14 protein-coding genes and 1 other RNA gene are annotated in these 15,887 nt (G+C 44.0%); 6 read left to right on the top strand and 9 right to left on the bottom strand.

All coding sequences use genetic code 11. From position 1 onward, the window contains the following. Positions 1-186 precede the first annotated feature (186 nt). The gene (gene prmA, locus QUB11_RS19280) at positions 187-1,077 is read left to right on the top strand and encodes a 50S ribosomal protein L11 methyltransferase (protein WP_333206271.1); all 891 of its coding nucleotides are present in this window, start codon (positions 187-189) and stop codon (positions 1,075-1,077) included. Between the two features lie 73 nt (positions 1,078-1,150). Here the strand turns inward: prmA and QUB11_RS19275 are convergent, their stop codons facing one another. Both QUB11_RS19275 and trxA read right to left on the bottom strand, forming a co-directional pair. After that, complete coding sequence (locus QUB11_RS19275; protein WP_333155099.1) at positions 1,151-1,729, bottom strand: hypothetical protein; 579 nt, start codon at positions 1,727-1,729, stop codon at positions 1,151-1,153. 159 nt (positions 1,730-1,888) lie between these two features. Further along, on the bottom strand, positions 1,889-2,206 hold the full coding sequence (gene trxA, locus QUB11_RS19270) for a thioredoxin (RefSeq protein WP_333155098.1): 318 nt from the start codon (positions 2,204-2,206) through the stop codon (positions 1,889-1,891). Between the two features lie 73 nt (positions 2,207-2,279). Here trxA and fabG point away from each other — a divergent pair, with 73 nt between their 5' ends. After that, a complete protein-coding gene (gene fabG / locus QUB11_RS19265) occupies positions 2,280-3,044 on the top strand; it encodes a 3-oxoacyl-[acyl-carrier-protein] reductase (RefSeq protein ID WP_333155097.1) in 765 nt (254 codons plus the stop codon). 154 nt (positions 3,045-3,198) lie between these two features. Here fabG and QUB11_RS19260 read toward each other — a convergent pair whose 3' ends face one another. From QUB11_RS19260 to QUB11_RS19245, 4 genes are all read right to left on the bottom strand, one after another. Next, positions 3,199-3,654 (bottom strand): HD domain-containing protein, encoded by a 456-nt coding sequence (locus QUB11_RS19260; RefSeq protein ID WP_333206272.1) that lies wholly within the window; start codon positions 3,652-3,654, stop codon positions 3,199-3,201. A 63-nt stretch (positions 3,655-3,717) separates the two neighbouring features. Next, positions 3,718-4,110 carry an NUDIX domain-containing protein gene (locus tag QUB11_RS19255; RefSeq protein ID WP_333206273.1) on the bottom strand — a complete coding sequence of 131 codons (393 nt, stop codon included), beginning with the start codon at positions 4,108-4,110 and terminating at the stop codon, positions 3,718-3,720. 202 nt (positions 4,111-4,312) lie between these two features. Continuing rightward, a non-coding RNA gene (ssrS, locus tag QUB11_RS19250) (6S RNA) lies at positions 4,313-4,500 on the bottom strand. Between the two features lie 50 nt (positions 4,501-4,550). Continuing rightward, positions 4,551-5,816: a 5-(carboxyamino)imidazole ribonucleotide synthase gene (locus tag QUB11_RS19245; protein ID WP_333206274.1), complete on the bottom strand. Its 1,266-nt coding sequence runs from the start codon at positions 5,814-5,816 to the stop codon at positions 4,551-4,553. A 338-nt stretch (positions 5,817-6,154) separates the two neighbouring features. Between QUB11_RS19245 and purD the strand changes: the two genes are divergently transcribed. Together purD and QUB11_RS19235 are read left to right on the top strand one after the other, a co-directional pair. Next, entirely contained in the window at positions 6,155-7,435 is a 1,281-nt protein-coding gene (gene purD, locus QUB11_RS19240; protein WP_333206275.1) for a phosphoribosylamine--glycine ligase, read from the top strand. Positions 7,436-7,605: 170 nt separating this feature from the next. Next, on the top strand, positions 7,606-9,771 hold the full coding sequence (locus QUB11_RS19235; RefSeq protein WP_333206277.1) for an ATP-binding protein: 2,166 nt from the start codon (positions 7,606-7,608) through the stop codon (positions 9,769-9,771). A gap of 117 nt (positions 9,772-9,888) precedes the next feature. Here QUB11_RS19235 and QUB11_RS19230 read toward each other — a convergent pair whose 3' ends face one another. After that, a complete protein-coding gene (locus tag QUB11_RS19230; RefSeq protein WP_333206278.1) occupies positions 9,889-11,247 on the bottom strand; it encodes an O-antigen ligase family protein in 1,359 nt (452 codons plus the stop codon). Between the two features lie 33 nt (positions 11,248-11,280). Here QUB11_RS19230 and QUB11_RS19225 point away from each other — a divergent pair, with 33 nt between their 5' ends. Both QUB11_RS19225 and QUB11_RS19220 read left to right on the top strand, forming a co-directional pair. Beyond that, positions 11,281-12,714 carry an SLBB domain-containing protein gene (locus QUB11_RS19225; RefSeq protein ID WP_333206279.1) on the top strand — a complete coding sequence of 478 codons (1,434 nt, stop codon included), beginning with the start codon at positions 11,281-11,283 and terminating at the stop codon, positions 12,712-12,714. A 318-nt stretch (positions 12,715-13,032) separates the two neighbouring features. After that, the gene (locus QUB11_RS19220; RefSeq protein ID WP_333391399.1) at positions 13,033-14,967 is read left to right on the top strand and encodes a polysaccharide biosynthesis tyrosine autokinase; all 1,935 of its coding nucleotides are present in this window, start codon (positions 13,033-13,035) and stop codon (positions 14,965-14,967) included. 244 nt (positions 14,968-15,211) lie between these two features. Here QUB11_RS19220 and QUB11_RS19215 read toward each other — a convergent pair whose 3' ends face one another. Both QUB11_RS19215 and QUB11_RS19210 read right to left on the bottom strand, forming a co-directional pair. Continuing rightward, entirely contained in the window at positions 15,212-15,589 is a 378-nt protein-coding gene (locus QUB11_RS19215; RefSeq protein WP_333391397.1) for a hypothetical protein, read from the bottom strand. Positions 15,590-15,651: 62 nt separating this feature from the next. Further along, positions 15,652-15,887 (bottom strand): hypothetical protein (locus QUB11_RS19210; RefSeq protein WP_333391395.1); only part of this gene is annotated, 236 nt, incomplete at its 5' end.

The raw sequence follows: 15,887 nt of genomic DNA, 5'->3' as shown, positions 1-15,887 counted from the left end.
GACGGATTTTGGAGTTTAGATTTTGGATGCCAGGGCTGATAATTGGTAATGGGTAATTGGTCATTGGTAATTGGCCTGAAAGCGGGAATTTTTCTATTAGCCAATCCTCCTTCCTCACTCCCCACTTCCCAGTCTCCAGTTCCCCTCTCGCAATCTAAAATCTAAAATCTAAAATCTAAAATCGTTATGGCACATAGCTGGTGGGAAATTAGAATTCTTTGCGATCCGGCGCTGGAAGATATCATCTTTTGGCGTCTGGAACGATTTAACTGTCAGGGAACTGCTACTGAGATCAAAAGCAATTCCTGCCTGATGTCGGCTTATTTGCCCGAAGAACAGGCAGGATTGCTGGATTTGGCCGCTCTGTCTCTGTGGCTGCGCCAAGATGCTCTGTGTGCAGGTTTGCCCCTACCTGCGATGCAGTGGGATTTGATTGAAGATGAAGACTGGGGCAGCACTTGGAAGGAGCACTGGCAGCCTCAAGAAGTGGGCGATCGCTTTTTAATTAATCCGGCTTGGCTGCCCCCACCGACTGATACCGATCGCGTCATTTTGCGTTTAGATCCGGGTGTGGCTTTCGGTACTGGTGCTCACGCTACTACTCAACTTTGTCTGGAGTCGCTGGAAATGCGGCTCGGTTTTGATGACAAAGAGTGCATCGTTGCTGATATCGGCTGCGGATCGGGTATTTTGTCGATCGGCGCGGTGTTGTTGGGCGCTACAAAAGTTTATGCTTTGGATACTGATCCTTTGGCTGTGCGATCGACCATTAGCAACAGACTACTCAACCGCGTTAATTCTCAGCAGTTGGTTGCAGAGCTCGGAAGTATCGATCGCTTGAAAGAAATGGTAGATGAGCCGATCGACGGTTTGATCTGCAACATTTTAGCAGAAGTAATCATTGATTTAATCCCGCAGTTCACTGCAATTAGCAAACCCACTACTTGGGGCGTGCTCAGCGGCATTTTGCTCGAACAAGCTAAGCCAATTGCTGATACTCTCGAACAGCATGGCTGGATTGTCGCTACTCTGTGGAAGCGCCAAGATTGGTGTTGTTTTAATATTCGGCGTAGTTAACAATATGGTAATTGCTAATTCCTAATTGCTAATTGGTAATTTTGAATTCATGTTTCATCTTTGGGAAGTGAATTTATTTAAATAAATGTCGCACCTGAAAATAAACCGCGCCAGCCCAGTAAAAACCATTCACCAAAATCAACAACGTTTTTCCAACATAAGAATTAACAAAACCCAAAACGCGGTAAGTTGACAGCAGCACTAACAACATTTCCACCACAGAAACAATTGACCCGTAGTGCTTCCTATCCCAATAAGAAAACGGACTGATAAAACGGTAATTGCTGAACGGAAAAAAGTGCCTGTGAGCGTCGTCATTGTGGACGGGCAAATCCCCCAGAGAGTGTAGTATCATACTGATAAACAAAATTTGCACACTTTGCCAGCCAAAGTAATAAGCAATTAGCAAACCAATAACCGCAAGGGGAATTGAATGAAACAGAGCCACAATATCTTGCACAAAAGGCTCATAATATGCTTTTGACCAAATTGTAGCTGCGGGCAAGCGAGCAATGTATTTCGCCCAAACGTAAAATAAAAATATCGGAATATCCGGCAAAATTCCGCCGATCGCAATAATGAGATTAGCTTGCGGCAGTTGCGGTTTGCCAAGAATTGCCAGATTGATAATAGCGTGGCTGGGAGTCTTCATCAGTAGGGAGCGTCAACTAGGATTATCTTATTCATAATGAATCAGATATTAGACATCTCCCATAATTGTTGTGGAACAGGCATCCTGCCTGTTCTTGAATATCATTTTGGGAAATGTCTATTGGCTGACACACCCTACGTGTGAGATAATTGGCTCCGGTTACAAGAAAGGTTGCACTCGATCAATCAACTGCGCCGCTTGCACCACTCCCTCAATGCGATCGACCTCAGCGCCATTTTTGAACAACACCAAAGTCGGCAAAGCATAAATGTGATGCTGCGACGCCAACTGTTCGTACTTATCGGTGTCAATTTTGACAACCATCAGCTTGTCTTTCATCTGACCACTCACTTGTTCCAAAATCGGTGCCATCATCTGACAAGGCCCGCACCAAGTAGCGTAAAAATCTACCAACACCGGCAAGTCAGAGCCCGATAGTAACTCTTCAAAACTGCTGAACTGTTTTTGAACTGCCATAAGACAAAATAATTTTTTGGGTTCTGGCTCGATTTTAGTGCAAAATTCTCTGGTAGATTGCGAGGATACAATTATGGAACTATTACCAGAGACTTTTCAGAGATTGCGGGGTCAAGTTGCTGTCGTGACCGGTGCGTCGCGGGGAATCGGTCGCGCCGTTGCTTTAACCCTAGCAGCAGAAGGCGCTAAAGTCGCCGTCAACTATGCCAGTTCGAGTGCTGCTGCTGATGAGGTGGTAGCAGAAATAGTCGCTGCTGGAGGAGAAGCTGTCGCACTTGCAGCAGATGTCTCGAAAACTGACCAAGTAGATTTACTCACCAGTAATGTCATGCAAAAATGGGGACGAATTGACATTTTGGTGAACAATGCCGGCATTACTCGCGATACTTTGCTGCTGCGGATGAAGTTGGAAGATTGGCAAGCGGTAATTGATTTGAATTTAACTGGCGTGTTTTTGTGTGCGAAAGCTGCGAGTAAAATCATGCTGAAACAGCGAAGCGGCCGAATTATTAATATTGCTTCGGTTGCTGGGCAAATGGGCAATCCCGGACAAGCTAATTACAGTGCGGCGAAGGCTGGGGTAATTGGGTTTACTAAAACTGTGGCGAAGGAGTTGGCGAGTCGCGGGATTACTGTGAATGCAGTTGCACCGGGTTTTATCACTACAGATATGACTAAGGATGTCAAGTCTGATGAGATTTTGAAATATATTCCGCTGGGGAGATACGGGGAAGTTGAGGAAGTTGCGGGGATGGTGAAGTTTTTGGCTGCGGATGCGGCGGCGGCTTATATAACCGGGCAGGTTTTTAATGTGGATGGGGGGATGGTGATGGCTTAGGATTTCGGGATTTTTTTAACCGCAGATATCGCACAGGTAAGATGCCTAGATATCGCACAGGTAAGATGCCTAGATATCGCACAGGCAAGATGCCTAGATATCGCACAGGCAAGATGCCTGTGCCACTATGAAAGCGGATATCTGCGGTTAACAATTATTTTAAGGCGGCACGCAACTGATGGAGGACTTTTTTGTATTTTGCAATGCGTTGAAAATCTGCCTCTGTCGGATTGGCGATGCGACGAATATCGAGGTTATGAGTAACATCAGCGATTTTGACTCGCAATGCGATCGGGTTGGCAATCACACGTTCTAAATAAGCTGGATAAGCTTCTCCTTCTATTTTGGTGATCGCCTCGATCGCCGAGACGATTACTTCCGGAAAGCCTTCGCTTCTAAGTTGCTCAAGTGTAAGTTCAGAATCTTCGACAGCATCGTGTAGAACCGCTACGATTTTCTGCTCTAGAGAATTTACATTTTCCATCACAGCGAGCGGATGATCTAGATAGGGATTGCCTGCCTTATCAACTTGCCCCTCATGAGCTTTTGCGGCGATCGCGATCGCTCGTTGTAGTAATGATTCGTACTCTGAATTCGTATTTGACAACATCGTCAAAGAAGTTCTCTATTAAAGTTTCATTCCCCTCGCGGGGAAAACTTAGTGTAGGAGTTTTTATTTTAAATATTCCTGCAACAATTTCCAAGCCCTTTGAGTACCTTCCCCTGCGTTGACTTTTTCAAAATCTACATCTTTTCTCAAAACTACCAAACCCACACCTTCTTTGATTTCTATTTTATCACTCTCGCTCACTCTCGCCAAAAAAAGGTGGTTTTTTTGTAAAATTTTTCTCTCATTTTGAGTCTTTTGGTGAGTAAAAGTTGTGCTCAACTCCATTTTGTAATAATTGGTTGTGAGGCAAGTTTCTTCCTCCATTTCTCGCAGGGCTGCCTGCTGTGGACTTTCTCCAATGTCCACGCCACCACCAAAAGTAGAAAGCCTTCCTTGACTGGCCATAGCTGGAATATTATCTCGCAGTTGTGCCCCAATCTGACCGTTGGGGAGCATGAGAAAAATGCGTAACTGATCACCGCAACTGCGTTGCGGTATCGCCAGTGATATCAGCGATAGCTACGCACTCGAGTTGTAGATGGTGTTGTGCATTTAAACTGAATGTCACAAAACAATCCCCTTGGGGTGGGGTGGGCGTCCCGCCCGCCCAGAATATGCAATTTAAATGCGTGACAGCTTATCTCAATCAAATTTTTAATGGCTCCCCGCAACGCCGTCTTACCTCAGCTTTTGACCTGGTATTTTACCAGGTGGGTACCGTTGGCTCGGACTTAAAGTTTCTGGGTACAAGCCCAGTTTACTGCTGTCCAAACATCTTGATTCCCGAGAGTTAAGAGTTATAGATCAAAAAAACATTATTGGCAGTCACCAACGTCGCAGTAGAACCTTTATTTAATATATACCAACTAACCTGATTTTGGCAAGCTTCGAGCAATTTAACTTGCATACCAGATAGATTCAACGGTTTGAGCGATCGCCAGTGCTTGCGATCGCCCCTGAGCCACCTTGTCCGCGTCGAACACAACTGTAACGTGACCGAGTTTGCGGCCGGGACGCGATTCTTTCTTACCATACCAATGGACAAAAGCACCGCTAATTTGTGCCAGTTGTTTTCTTTTTGCTAAATAATCGGACTGGGCAGACTCGTAGCCTAGCAAATTTACCATGACAGCACCTGCACATTTCAGATCCGAATTACCTAAAGGCAGTTGACAAACTGCGCGCAAATGCTGTTCAAATTGTGAAGTTTCGCAGGCATCGATCGTAAAATGTCCCGAGTTGTGGGTGCGGGGTGCAATTTCATTGACTAACAGCTTATTATCGGTGGTTAAAAATAATTCAATGCCGAAGACGCCGACAGCTTGCAAACTGTTGAGGAGAGTGCGGGCGATCGCACAAGCTTCAGTTTTTACCTCTAAACTAATATCAGCGGGCGCAATCACCAGATGACAAACCTGATTTTGCTGTTGAGTTTCCACGATCGGATAAATCGCAATTTCCCCAGTTGCCGATCGAGCTGCAATCACAGCCAACTCGCGATCGAACGGCACAAACTCTTCCACTAGCAAAGACTGACCTTGGAGTTTAGCACGAATTGACTCAAAACTCCCCCGATCCTTAACAATAAAAGTACCTTGGCCGTCATAACCGTGGCGGCGAACTTTGACCACAAAGGGAAAGTCGATCGATCCAGCATCCGAGTCTCCTACAATCTGCACGCTGTCGGAAACAGAAATTGCCCGACAGTCGATCATCGCCACCGCCTTAAACAATTCTGGGGGCAAATCCGCGCTGCAATCCCATTCCCAAAACCGGGGAGTTGGCAAACCCAAACCTTGTAAATAACAGCGTTGAACGTACTTATCCAACAAAGGAGAAAGCGACGACAAACTCGGCTGAAATAACACACCTTGCTCTTCTAGCGGTCGCAAACCATCCAAATCCACAAACTCATTTTCAAAAGTAATAACATCGCAGCCAGCCGCCAATTGAGCCGTAGCCAAAACATCATCAACAGCAGCCAAAACAGCACCAGCAGCAACAGAAACTGCCGGGTCAGTAGCATTAGGAGTTTGTACTACCAATTCAATACCGAGCGCCCTAGCAGCCTCCCCCATCATCGAAGCTAGCTGGCCGCCGCCGACAACGCCCACCCGCTTAAATTTGGCAAACGAACTCGCAGCGGTTGGATTTGATTTCATGTGAGTAAAATTCCGCAAAGTTAACCAGCCTATCTTATCGCTATTTGGCCCTGGCTCAATTACAGTAATTGCAGAGTTAAAAGCCCGAAAATAGTTTTAATTGCATGATTAAATCGAGGCAGAACCCCGAAAAATTGGGCAGCTAAAGTCTTTAATTATTGCACGCTCTCAGCCATTGAGAAACAGCCGTCGAACCCCACTCCTCCAGAAAAGTGCCACATCTAGCAATTCCCTAGCGCCAAGCATGGCATAATTGACAGCACTGCAAAAAGCAGATAGAAAGGTGCAAACACTGAAAATCAGAGATTCAGGGAACAAAATTTATAGGTGAGGATACTGTGAAAGTTTTAGTTGTGGGGAACGGAGGGCGCGAACACGCGATCGCAAAAAAACTGCTAGAATCTACGCGGATTAAACAAGTATTCTGCGTACCGGGCAACGGCGGCACAGCTACCACCCAAGGCTGTCAAAATCTGTCGCTCAACATCGACGACTTCCAAGGCATCGAACGCTTTGTGATGGTCAACAACATCGGATTAGTCATCGTCGGCCCCGAATTGCCCCTATCGCTAGGCATCGCCGACTATTTCCAACAGCGAAAAATGATGATTTTCGGCCCCACCAAAGCCGGCGCCCAAATTGAATCCAGCAAATCCTGGGCCAAAGAATTGATGCTGGAAGCAGGCATACCCACACCCAAAGCTGCCGTATTTACAGACGCAGAAGCAGCCAAAGCATACGTTCTGGAACAAGGAACCCCCATAGTCATCAAAGCAGACGGACTCGCATCAGGCAAAGGAGTCACCGTTGCCACCACCGTCAAAATGGCTCACAGCGCCATCAACACCATTTTCCGAGGCGAATTCGGCACCGACAACATCCGAGTCGTCGTCGAAGAATTCTTAACAGGTCAAGAAGTCTCGATTCTCGCCCTCACCGACGGCATCACAGTGGAACCGTTGCTGCCCGCCCAAGACCACAAAGCTATCGGCGAAGGCGACAAGGGAGCCAACACCGGCGGTATGGGAGCCTACGCCCCAGCGCCCATCGTCACCCCGGAACTCATGGAAAGGATTCAAGAAGAAATTCTCGAACCCACCCTCGCAGCACTGCAAAAACGCAAAATCGACTACCGGGGTGTACTCTACGCAGGTTTAATGATTACCCCCGACGGAGAACCAAAAGTCTTAGAATTCAACTGCCGTTTCGGAGATCCCGAAACTCAAGCGGTTTTGTCGCTGCTGGAAACGCCTTTAGAAGATTTGGTGCTCGCCTGCTGTCAGCAGCGTCTCGGTGAATCTTCTATTCGCTGGAAGTCGGGGGCCTCTGTGTGCGTAGTTTTGGCTTCTGGGGGCTATCCTGGAAGTTATCAAAAAGGCAAAGTTATTACAGGTATCGAGGAAGCTGAAGCCAAAGGAGCAGAAGTGTTTCACGCCGGCACCCAGTTGAAGCACCAGCAGTTGGTGAGCGACGGCGGCCGGGTTTTGGGCGTCACCGCAGCGGGAGAAACTTTGGAACAAGCTATCTCCACAGCTTATGCAGCAGTTGATTGTATCCAATTTGAAGGGGTCTACTGCCGTCGGGACATCGGCCGCCGAGCTCTGGGCGATAAAAATTAGGAATGGCGACATCGACCGCCATCCGAAAGCCAAGCAATCTCAATGTAGAAATGTAACAATGAAGTTTGGTGTATCTGCGGTGGCGGTAGCGGACAAGTCGCAGCAGAAAATTTTATCTGAAGCCAACTGAATTTATCTTGCTTTTAATATTGAACGGGTGAACTGGTGAAATGCTGGCCATACTAAACAAAATCGGAGAAATTATTGCCCGCTGGTGGTCGGATTTTACCCTCCAGACCCGCCTGATGGCCGCTGCTACCCTCGTAGTGTCGTTAATTATGAGTGGCCTGACCTTCTGGGCCGTGAATACTATCCAGCAAGACGCCCGACTTAACGATACTCGTTACGGCCGTGACCTCGGCCTGCTGTTGGCGGCAAATGTGGCGCCGCTGATTGCCAACAACGATCGCTCCGAAGTCGCCCGCTTTTCCCGCCAATTTTACAGCAGCACCTCCAGCGTCCGCTATATGCTTTATGCAGACGAAGCGGGGGATATTTTCCTGGGGATACCCTTTTCGGAATCCGAGGTGGAGACTTCCCTGACACTGCGCCGCCAGATCAAACTTCCCGATAATTTTCTCGCCGATATTGAGGCGAGAAATTTAACTTCTTTGCCTTTGGTGCGGCAGCATTTGACGCCAGATGGAGAAGTTACCGATGTATTTGTGCCGTTAATTCATGAAGACAAATATTTGGGAGTTTTGGCGATCGGCATTAACCCCAATCCCGCAGCAGTTATCTCTTCAAATCTGACTAGGGATGTCACTTTAGCAGTATTTGTCACAATTTGGGTGATGGTAATTTTGGGAGCTGTATTTAATGCCCTGACAATTACTCAGCCGATCAAACAATTAGTCTTCGGGGTCAAAAATATCGCCAGCGGGAATTTTAAGCAGCGAGTTGACCTCCCTTTGGGTGGAGAATTGGGCGAGTTAATTGGCAGTTTTAATGAAATGGCCCAGAAACTCGAAAGTTATGAAGAACAAAATATTGAAGAACTGACAGCGGAAAAAGCTAAGTTAGAAACTTTGGTATCAACGATTGCTGATGGCGCGCTTTTATTAGACGCAAATTTGCAGGTAATTTTAGTTAATCCGACGGGGATGCGGATTTTTGGCTGGGAAGGCAAAAATGCGCTCGGAGTAAATGTTCTGAACATTTTGCCTTCGGAAGTGCAGCAGGACTTGGGGAGACCGTTGCAGGAAATAGCTGCGGGCGATCGCGACGGCGGCGAATTTCGCATCTCGATGAGCGAACCAGTTAACCGTACAATTCGGATTGTTTTAACTACAGTCATTCTGCACAAAGCGCCCGGTGCCGAACCGCTGTGCAAAAGCTGCATCCGCCATGAGGAAGATACCTGTACCGAGCCACAACGCCCGCTAGCTGTAGAGTGTACTTTCTACGAGCAAACCTCCAAGCATCAAGGTTCAGGAAATTACCGGGAAAGTCTCAAAGGCATTGCAATGACAGTGCAGGACATTACTCGCGAAGTAGAACTCAATGAGGCTAAAAGCAATTTTATCAGCAATGTTTCTCACGAATTGAGAACACCTTTATTTAATATCAAATCTTTTATCGAGACTCTCCACGAGTACGGAGAAGACCTTCTAGAAAGTGAGCGCCGGGAATTCCTAGAAATTGCCAATCGAGAAACCGATCGACTAACTCGTTTAGTTAACGACGTGTTAGACTTGTCGCGACTGGAATCCTGCCGAGTTTATCACTTGGAAGCTGTTGACCTCCCGCAAGCTGTGGAACAAACCCTGCGGACTTATCAGTTAAATGCTAAGGATAAAGGCATTGAATTAGAGCAAGAAGTTGACCCGTATTTGCCCCCTGCTTTAGGTCATTACGATTTGTTACTACAAGTATTTGCAAATTTAGTAGGAAATGCCTTAAAATTTACGCAATCCGGCGGCAAGGTAGCCATTCGAGCGTATTTGCTAGAGTCGGAGGCGCCCACCCACAAAGACGGTCAATCCGGGAAGCAAAACTTGTCACCGGATGCCAAACATTTTCCGGTAGTGCGGATCGAAATTTCTGATACTGGAATTGGCATAGATCCTGAAGACCAACAAGCAATCTTCGATCGCTTTTTCCGGGTAGAAAACCGAGTACACACTTTAGAAGGAACGGGATTAGGTCTTTCTATTGTCAGAAACATTATTGACAAGCACCACACTAAAATTAATTTAGTTAGCGAAGTTAATGTGGGTACGACTTTCTGGTTCGACTTGGCAGTTTATCAGCCGAAACAAACACTAGAGATGGAAAATTCTTGGCCAGTGGAAGCAACGGTGGAGAGTGAAACAATTGCGAGTCATATTCAGTGATCCCACTTAATTAAACGTAAAACGCGATCGGTGTTAAAGCCCCGACTTCTTAAAGAAGTCGGGGATATGCCTATTCTGTTTAAAGATTCTCCTAATAGGCCTGACCAAACGCTGACATCATCCGTGTGGATTATCCTTAGCTGTCCTATCTAAGCTCAATTTTACCGATAAAACTACATACCAACACCAATAAGTACCAACCCCCAATAATCCCCCCTCTGTCAAATTAGTCATTAGCATAAATGTTAATAAATACAAAGGCAAACCTGACTCAGGAAAACTTCCTTTAACTAGGTACTTTATACCTCTAAATATATTATTTAAAAATGACAAAATAAACAACAACAATCCGCACCAACCCAGATCGCAAATTATATCAATAAAACCATTGTGAGAGTGGGGTGGTATAAAACCAGATTTAGCTACTATAATTCCGTAAGCTGGATTTTCCAAGCCACGCCAAGACTGCCAAAATCCTGCAATCCCATAACCAAATATGGGACTATTTTGATTAATTCGATCAATAATTAAAGGCCAAAAGTCTGTCCGACCCGTTAAAGTCATATCTTTTCCCAAACCATCCACAATAATAGCCTCTAAATTATTTAACACCAAAATACTTATACCTATACTACCCGCCAGAAATAAGATAAAGCAGACAAAAGCCCATTTGACTGGTAATTTTTTTAAGAGGGCTAAATAACTCCACAAACTGATTAATACCACTGTCAAAATGCGACTAGCACCGCTACAACCTTTTTGCAATCCTATTAAAGCTATTAAAGTGATAAATAATGAGAAATATCGATATTTACGCTCTTTAACAGCATATAAAATCCATAAGGAAGCTGTATTAGCCATTTGAAAAGAAAAAGGGTTTTTATGGCCAAAAACTCCTGTCCAACAACCGTCCGGTGCGGGATTTGGTTTCACAACTCCCCATAAAGCTAATAAACCAGTTAGCCATCTCAATAATCCATAAATTTCCAACCAACTATACACTTTTCCTACATAAATAGAAACCAGTGTTATTCCCCACATAGCCAAAATAGCCCTAAAAGTAAGTTCAGGAGTTTCTGACCACAAGCCAGATAAAGTCATGAGCAACAAAAACAAACCTAAAAAAATGTCTCCTGCTATCCATTTAATGACTAGAGAGACTGTTTTTTGGGTAGTTTTAGTTAATCGGGGAAATAATATTAATATCATGGCCCCATAAATAGCAATTTGACCAATAATCGTTGGGGGTGTACTGTCTAAATTGTATAAAACTTTAGGATGGATCTTGGTAAAGGGCATTGCCGTGAGCCCCGAACCACCAGTGATGGTAAAAAAAAGTATCCCCACAAAAATCTTTTCTAATGTGAGACCCAATTTGGGATGGCGTGCGACTAAAATATAAATAGTCACAAAGACGATAAGCGTTAAACACAATAGCATCAACCCAAACATCGGCACCCTTAAAATATCTTTCATGGCTTTACCTCTATCATAAATTTGTTACTACCTATGAAATGGCTTACCCTCCGTGCTTTAAAACTGCCACTGCTGGCGCTGGTACTCACTTTCTCCTACCCTCAAACCAACCTCGCTCAGTCGCCCGCCCCCCCCGCAACAAGTATTAATACTGACTACTATCTAGGTGGTGGAGACAATATTAGAATTGATATCTACGATCTGCCTCAGCTTAGTGGGGAGTATCAAATTCCCGCTGGGGGATCTATTCAAATCCCCATTATTGGTAGTATTTCCCTTCAAGGATTAACTTTAGAACAGGCAGCCCAAGTTATCACTAGAGCTTATGGCCGGGTCGTAAAAAGACCTTTAGTTACAATCAGCTTACAAGCTGCCCGCCCGCTTAATATTTGGTTATCGGGTGAAATAAGTCGTCCCGGCTCCTACTTATTGCCCCTAGCTAATGGAGGTGGCACTAGACCATCAATTCAGTTTCCCACGCTTCCTCAAGCTTTAGAAAAAGCTGGGGGTATTCGAGCTAGCGCTGATATTCGACGAGTAATTGTGCGGCGTCGGCTTACCGCTAACAAAGAAATAACTATCACTTATAATCTGTGGGATTATTTACAAACTGGTCAGAGCAGCCAAGATATCACGTTGCGAGATGGAGATCAAATCTTGGTTCCCCCTCAAGAAACCATTAATTTAGCAGAAACAAATCAACTTAGTGAATCTAATTTTTCTATACCAGCAGAGCAACCCCGTACTGTCTCAGTATTCGGAGAGGTGAAGCGTCCCGGTAGATATGTAGCCATTGGTGGTGATACCCGAAATGGTGAAAGAACCAGCGGACAACCGACCATCATTCGAGCTCTACAACTAGCTGGTGGCATCACATCAATCGCTGATCTTCGGCAAATCCAACTCCAACGTTATACTAGAAGTGGCCAACAACAAATTAGAACTATTAACCTCTGGCAATATTTGCAAGAACAAGATACCTCTCAAGATACTATACTACAAGAAGGGGATATCATCTTTGTCCCGACAGCGACGGCGATCGACCCTGGAGAAGTTTCTGTTCTAGCTACTGCTAGCTTTGCTCCGGCGACTGTGCAAGTGAGCGTTATCGGAGAAGTCAATACTCCGGGTGGACTCAAATTACCTCCTAATACTACCTTAAATCAAGCCATTATGAGTGCGGGGGGTTTCAGACAAAATCGCGCTAACTCTAGATATGTGGAACTGATCAGGCTGAATCCTAATGGCACTATATCCCGATCGCAAGTAGCAATTAATTTGAATCAAGGAATCGACGCTCAAAGCAACCCACTGATTCAAGATAATGACATAATTATAGTGGCACGATCGAGGAATGCTATCTTGATAGACAACATTAACACTGTTCTCTCACCAGTTAATAATATTATTGGTGGAATTCTCGTTCCCACCCGACTCATAGAGCTACTCAGACTATTCGGAAATTAGGAATTAAATAACATTCTAGCTATGGATAAAAAACTGTTGTCTTCCCTCAAGAATGACCTTAATGGTCAATATTTGTCTGCTCCCTCCGCTAATTACCTAGCTAGTACCCCAGCAGAGGATGACCAAGTTCTTGATATGAATTGGGTACTAGCTGTCGTCAAACGTCGCCTTCTGGTGATGGGCCTAGTAGCTGCCAGCATAGCTACTTTAAGCGGTAGTTTCGTGCTCACGGCAGCCAAAAAATCTATTACCGAGTATGAAGGAAAATTTACAGTTTTAGCAGAACCCATTACGGCTGACGATCGGCTATCAAAGCTCTTGGTTCAAGCTCAAAATAACAGTTTAGGCATCACAGACTTGAACAAAATTAAATCATCAGCGGAAGAAGGTTCTTCGGTGGATTATCAAAGTTTATCGCGGGTTTTAAAAAGCCCAGAAGTGTTACTACCATTAGTTAATAAATTGCAGAAAAAATATCCAAATTTTGACTATAAAATTCTCAGTAGTCGCTTGATTATCCAACGTGTTACTTTCTTGCGAGATGGGAAGCAGGGGGGTACTAAACTCGTAGATATTAGCTACCGCGATCGAGACCCCAAGCGCCTCCAATATGTGCTGGATGAAACTGCCAAATATTACCTAGAATATATGGGAAAAGAGCGTTTAAAAGTTAGCAAACAAAGTATGGATTTTATTGATCGACAAATGCCACCACTCCAGCAGAAAGTAGATAAATTGCAACAAGAATTACAAATTTTAAGAGTTCAGTATAACTTTAATCAACCAGAACTACGCAGCCGCAGCCTATCAGATCAGCTAGATATTTTAACTAATCGTCGCCTAGAAGTGCAAGGACAACTGGCAGAAAGTAGGCTTCAATATGAAAGCTACAAAAAAAGAGCGTTAACGGGCGATAATCGTTGGATTGTTGATATTAGCCCCAAATCCTATGAAAATTTAATTGGCAAAGTAAATGAAATAGAGTCGCAATTAGCTTTAAGCTCTACTCAATTTTATGAAAATAGCCTTCCCATTCAATCTTTGCGGGAAAAGCAGCAAAGTTTGCGCGCTTTAATGAAAAAAGAAGCTGATACTGTCCTCTTGCAGATGCAATCACAACTAAAACAGTTGGAAGCTCGCGAGCGATTGATAACTAATAGCCAAAACTTACTGCAAGCAAAAATCACTCAAATGCCCCAAGCTCAACGTCGCTACGATGACCTACAATTAAAACTAGAACTAGCTAAAGATACTCTCAAACTCTTCCTCGAAAAACAAAAAGCTTTACAACTAGATGCTGGTCAAATTGATGGCTCTTGGCAAATTATATCTAAACCACAGTTAATCACAAACGAAAATGGTGATCTCCACCCAGTAACAGAAAAACCAACCCGTCGCCACCTAGCCATTGCCCTCGTTATTAGCACTTTACTAGGCATTGCTATAGGTTTCCTAGTAGAAGTTTTAAATACTGTTTTCCATACTCCAGAAGAAATTAAATCAGCAACTAAACGCCCTCTTTTGGGAGTCATTCCGATCGCCAAAGCGATGAGAATTAAATCTCGTAGAGGTGAAAGGGTTCCCCCTCAATTCACTAGCGTAAGTTCAAATACTAACAGTGCAAGCTTAAAACGAATAATAGTTTCAAATTACAAAGATTTTCCTGTGGTCGAGGCATTTCACTACTTATACACAAATATTCAATTATTAAATGCTGAACACCCAATAAGTTCTTTAACCATCACTTCGACCATTAAAGGTGAGGGTAAGTCCACTGTAGCACTTTATTTAGCTAAAACTGCTTCTGCTGTTGGTAAACGAGTATTATTAGTGGATGCTAATATGCGTTTGCCTCAACTGCACACATACCTTGGCTTATCAAATATCAAAGGTTTAAGTAATGTTTTAAGTTCGGATTTAAGCTTAAATGAGGCTATTCAGCGATTACCCGACGATGACAATCTTTTTGTCCTCACAGCAGGTACTATTCCCCCTGATCCCATTAAATTACTTTCTTCGAGAAAGATGCACTATGTAATGGAACAATTCCTCGCCTTATTTGATTTAGTCATTTACGATACGCCGCCTTTGATTGGTTTAGCAGACGGCCATTTACTAGCTTCTCAAACTGATGGTACAGTGCTGATAGTAAAAATAGAAAAAACCGATCGCGGTCTGGTCAACAAAGCTTTAGATCAACTAAAGGTAGCGGATTTTAAAGTATTGGGAGTAGTAGCTAATGGGGTTAAATAACGAAGGCTGAAATGAAGTTAGATAGCGAAAGGAAGAAGTAAGACAATTTTGGATTTTGGAATTTTAATTAGCGAGAGGTATTAACTTACTAGATAGGGGTTTGGAGTTAGCCTATATCCCACATTCCGCAGGTGCGATCGCGCGAGCGAGTATTTTTCAAAGATTGGGCCACCGAACCCGCAAAAATAAGAGGCAATATTGAGCATTTCTAGTGTCCGGTTGAGCTGGCGGGGCGACAAGTCGCTTATAACGCTAATAGAATAAGCCTCATAGCTCTTATTCCTTGTTGATAATTAGGTAGTTTATGTGGAGACAAAGACATTAATTCAACAACAACCTGCCAATTACTAAACATCGAATCGACCCATGATTCACCCCAAATTCCCATATAAAAAGTGCTATGACGTGCATATTTTCTATAATTTTCTGTTTTTCTACTTAGATATTCTTGAACTTGCTTTGACTTAATTTCTATCCCTTGAATTATACTCTTCAAGTATGCTAGTGATAACAAAATTAATAATTTACTCAGTCGCTCACCTGTGAGATTAGTCCTTTCTAGGTTATATCCTCCACCCTTAAAGTCTCGCTCACATCTCTTCAATTCCAAATCTTTTTGCATAAGCATCAACTGCGGCTTGTATATCTGCCAAGCTTGTCAGAATATACCACAATACGGTTTACTTAAGGGTTAGGAGGCTTTAAAATATTAAAAATAGGAGAATTAATTTTTATTCCAGTACCTCTGTGTTTAACTTTTTTGGATTTAAATTTTGAAACAGGTTTTTTCACAACTCTTGGGTTATTTCTCTCAACTCTTTGTGGCAAAGTCGCATCAAGAATCTCCAAATTCAACCAAGTAAAAAAAAGGGGATTTCTTGTGCTTCTAGTCGCTGGAATTTTGGGACAGCGCGACGAAT

It is taken from the genome of Microcoleus sp. B6-A1, assembly GCF_036705085.1.
Classification (GTDB): domain Bacteria; phylum Cyanobacteriota; class Cyanobacteriia; order Cyanobacteriales; family Microcoleaceae; genus Microcoleus.
Note: the sequence above shows the minus strand (reverse complement) of the source record. Positions and strands in the feature narration are given on the sequence as shown.

Excerpts from the sequence above, each read along its gene's own strand:
- prmA (WP_333206271.1), top strand. The coding sequence starts at position 187 with ATGGCACATAGCTGGTGGGAAATTAGAATTCTTTGCGATCCGGCGCTG.
- QUB11_RS19275 (WP_333155099.1), bottom strand. The coding sequence starts at position 1,729 with ATGAAGACTCCCAGCCACGCTATTATCAATCTGGCAATTCTTGGCAAA.
- trxA (WP_333155098.1), bottom strand. The coding sequence starts at position 2,206 with ATGGCAGTTCAAAAACAGTTCAGCAGTTTTGAAGAGTTACTATCGGGC.
- fabG (WP_333155097.1), top strand. The coding sequence starts at position 2,280 with ATGGAACTATTACCAGAGACTTTTCAGAGATTGCGGGGTCAAGTTGCT.
- QUB11_RS19260 (WP_333206272.1), bottom strand. The coding sequence starts at position 3,654 with ATGTTGTCAAATACGAATTCAGAGTACGAATCATTACTACAACGAGCG.
- QUB11_RS19255 (WP_333206273.1), bottom strand. The coding sequence starts at position 4,110 with ATGCTCCCCAACGGTCAGATTGGGGCACAACTGCGAGATAATATTCCA.
- QUB11_RS19245 (WP_333206274.1), bottom strand. The coding sequence starts at position 5,816 with ATGAAATCAAATCCAACCGCTGCGAGTTCGTTTGCCAAATTTAAGCGG.
- QUB11_RS19235 (WP_333206277.1), top strand. The coding sequence starts at position 7,606 with ATGCTGGCCATACTAAACAAAATCGGAGAAATTATTGCCCGCTGGTGG.
- QUB11_RS19230 (WP_333206278.1), bottom strand. The coding sequence starts at position 11,247 with ATGAAAGATATTTTAAGGGTGCCGATGTTTGGGTTGATGCTATTGTGT.
- QUB11_RS19225 (WP_333206279.1), top strand. The coding sequence starts at position 11,281 with ATGAAATGGCTTACCCTCCGTGCTTTAAAACTGCCACTGCTGGCGCTG.
- QUB11_RS19215 (WP_333391397.1), bottom strand. The coding sequence starts at position 15,589 with ATGCAAAAAGATTTGGAATTGAAGAGATGTGAGCGAGACTTTAAGGGT.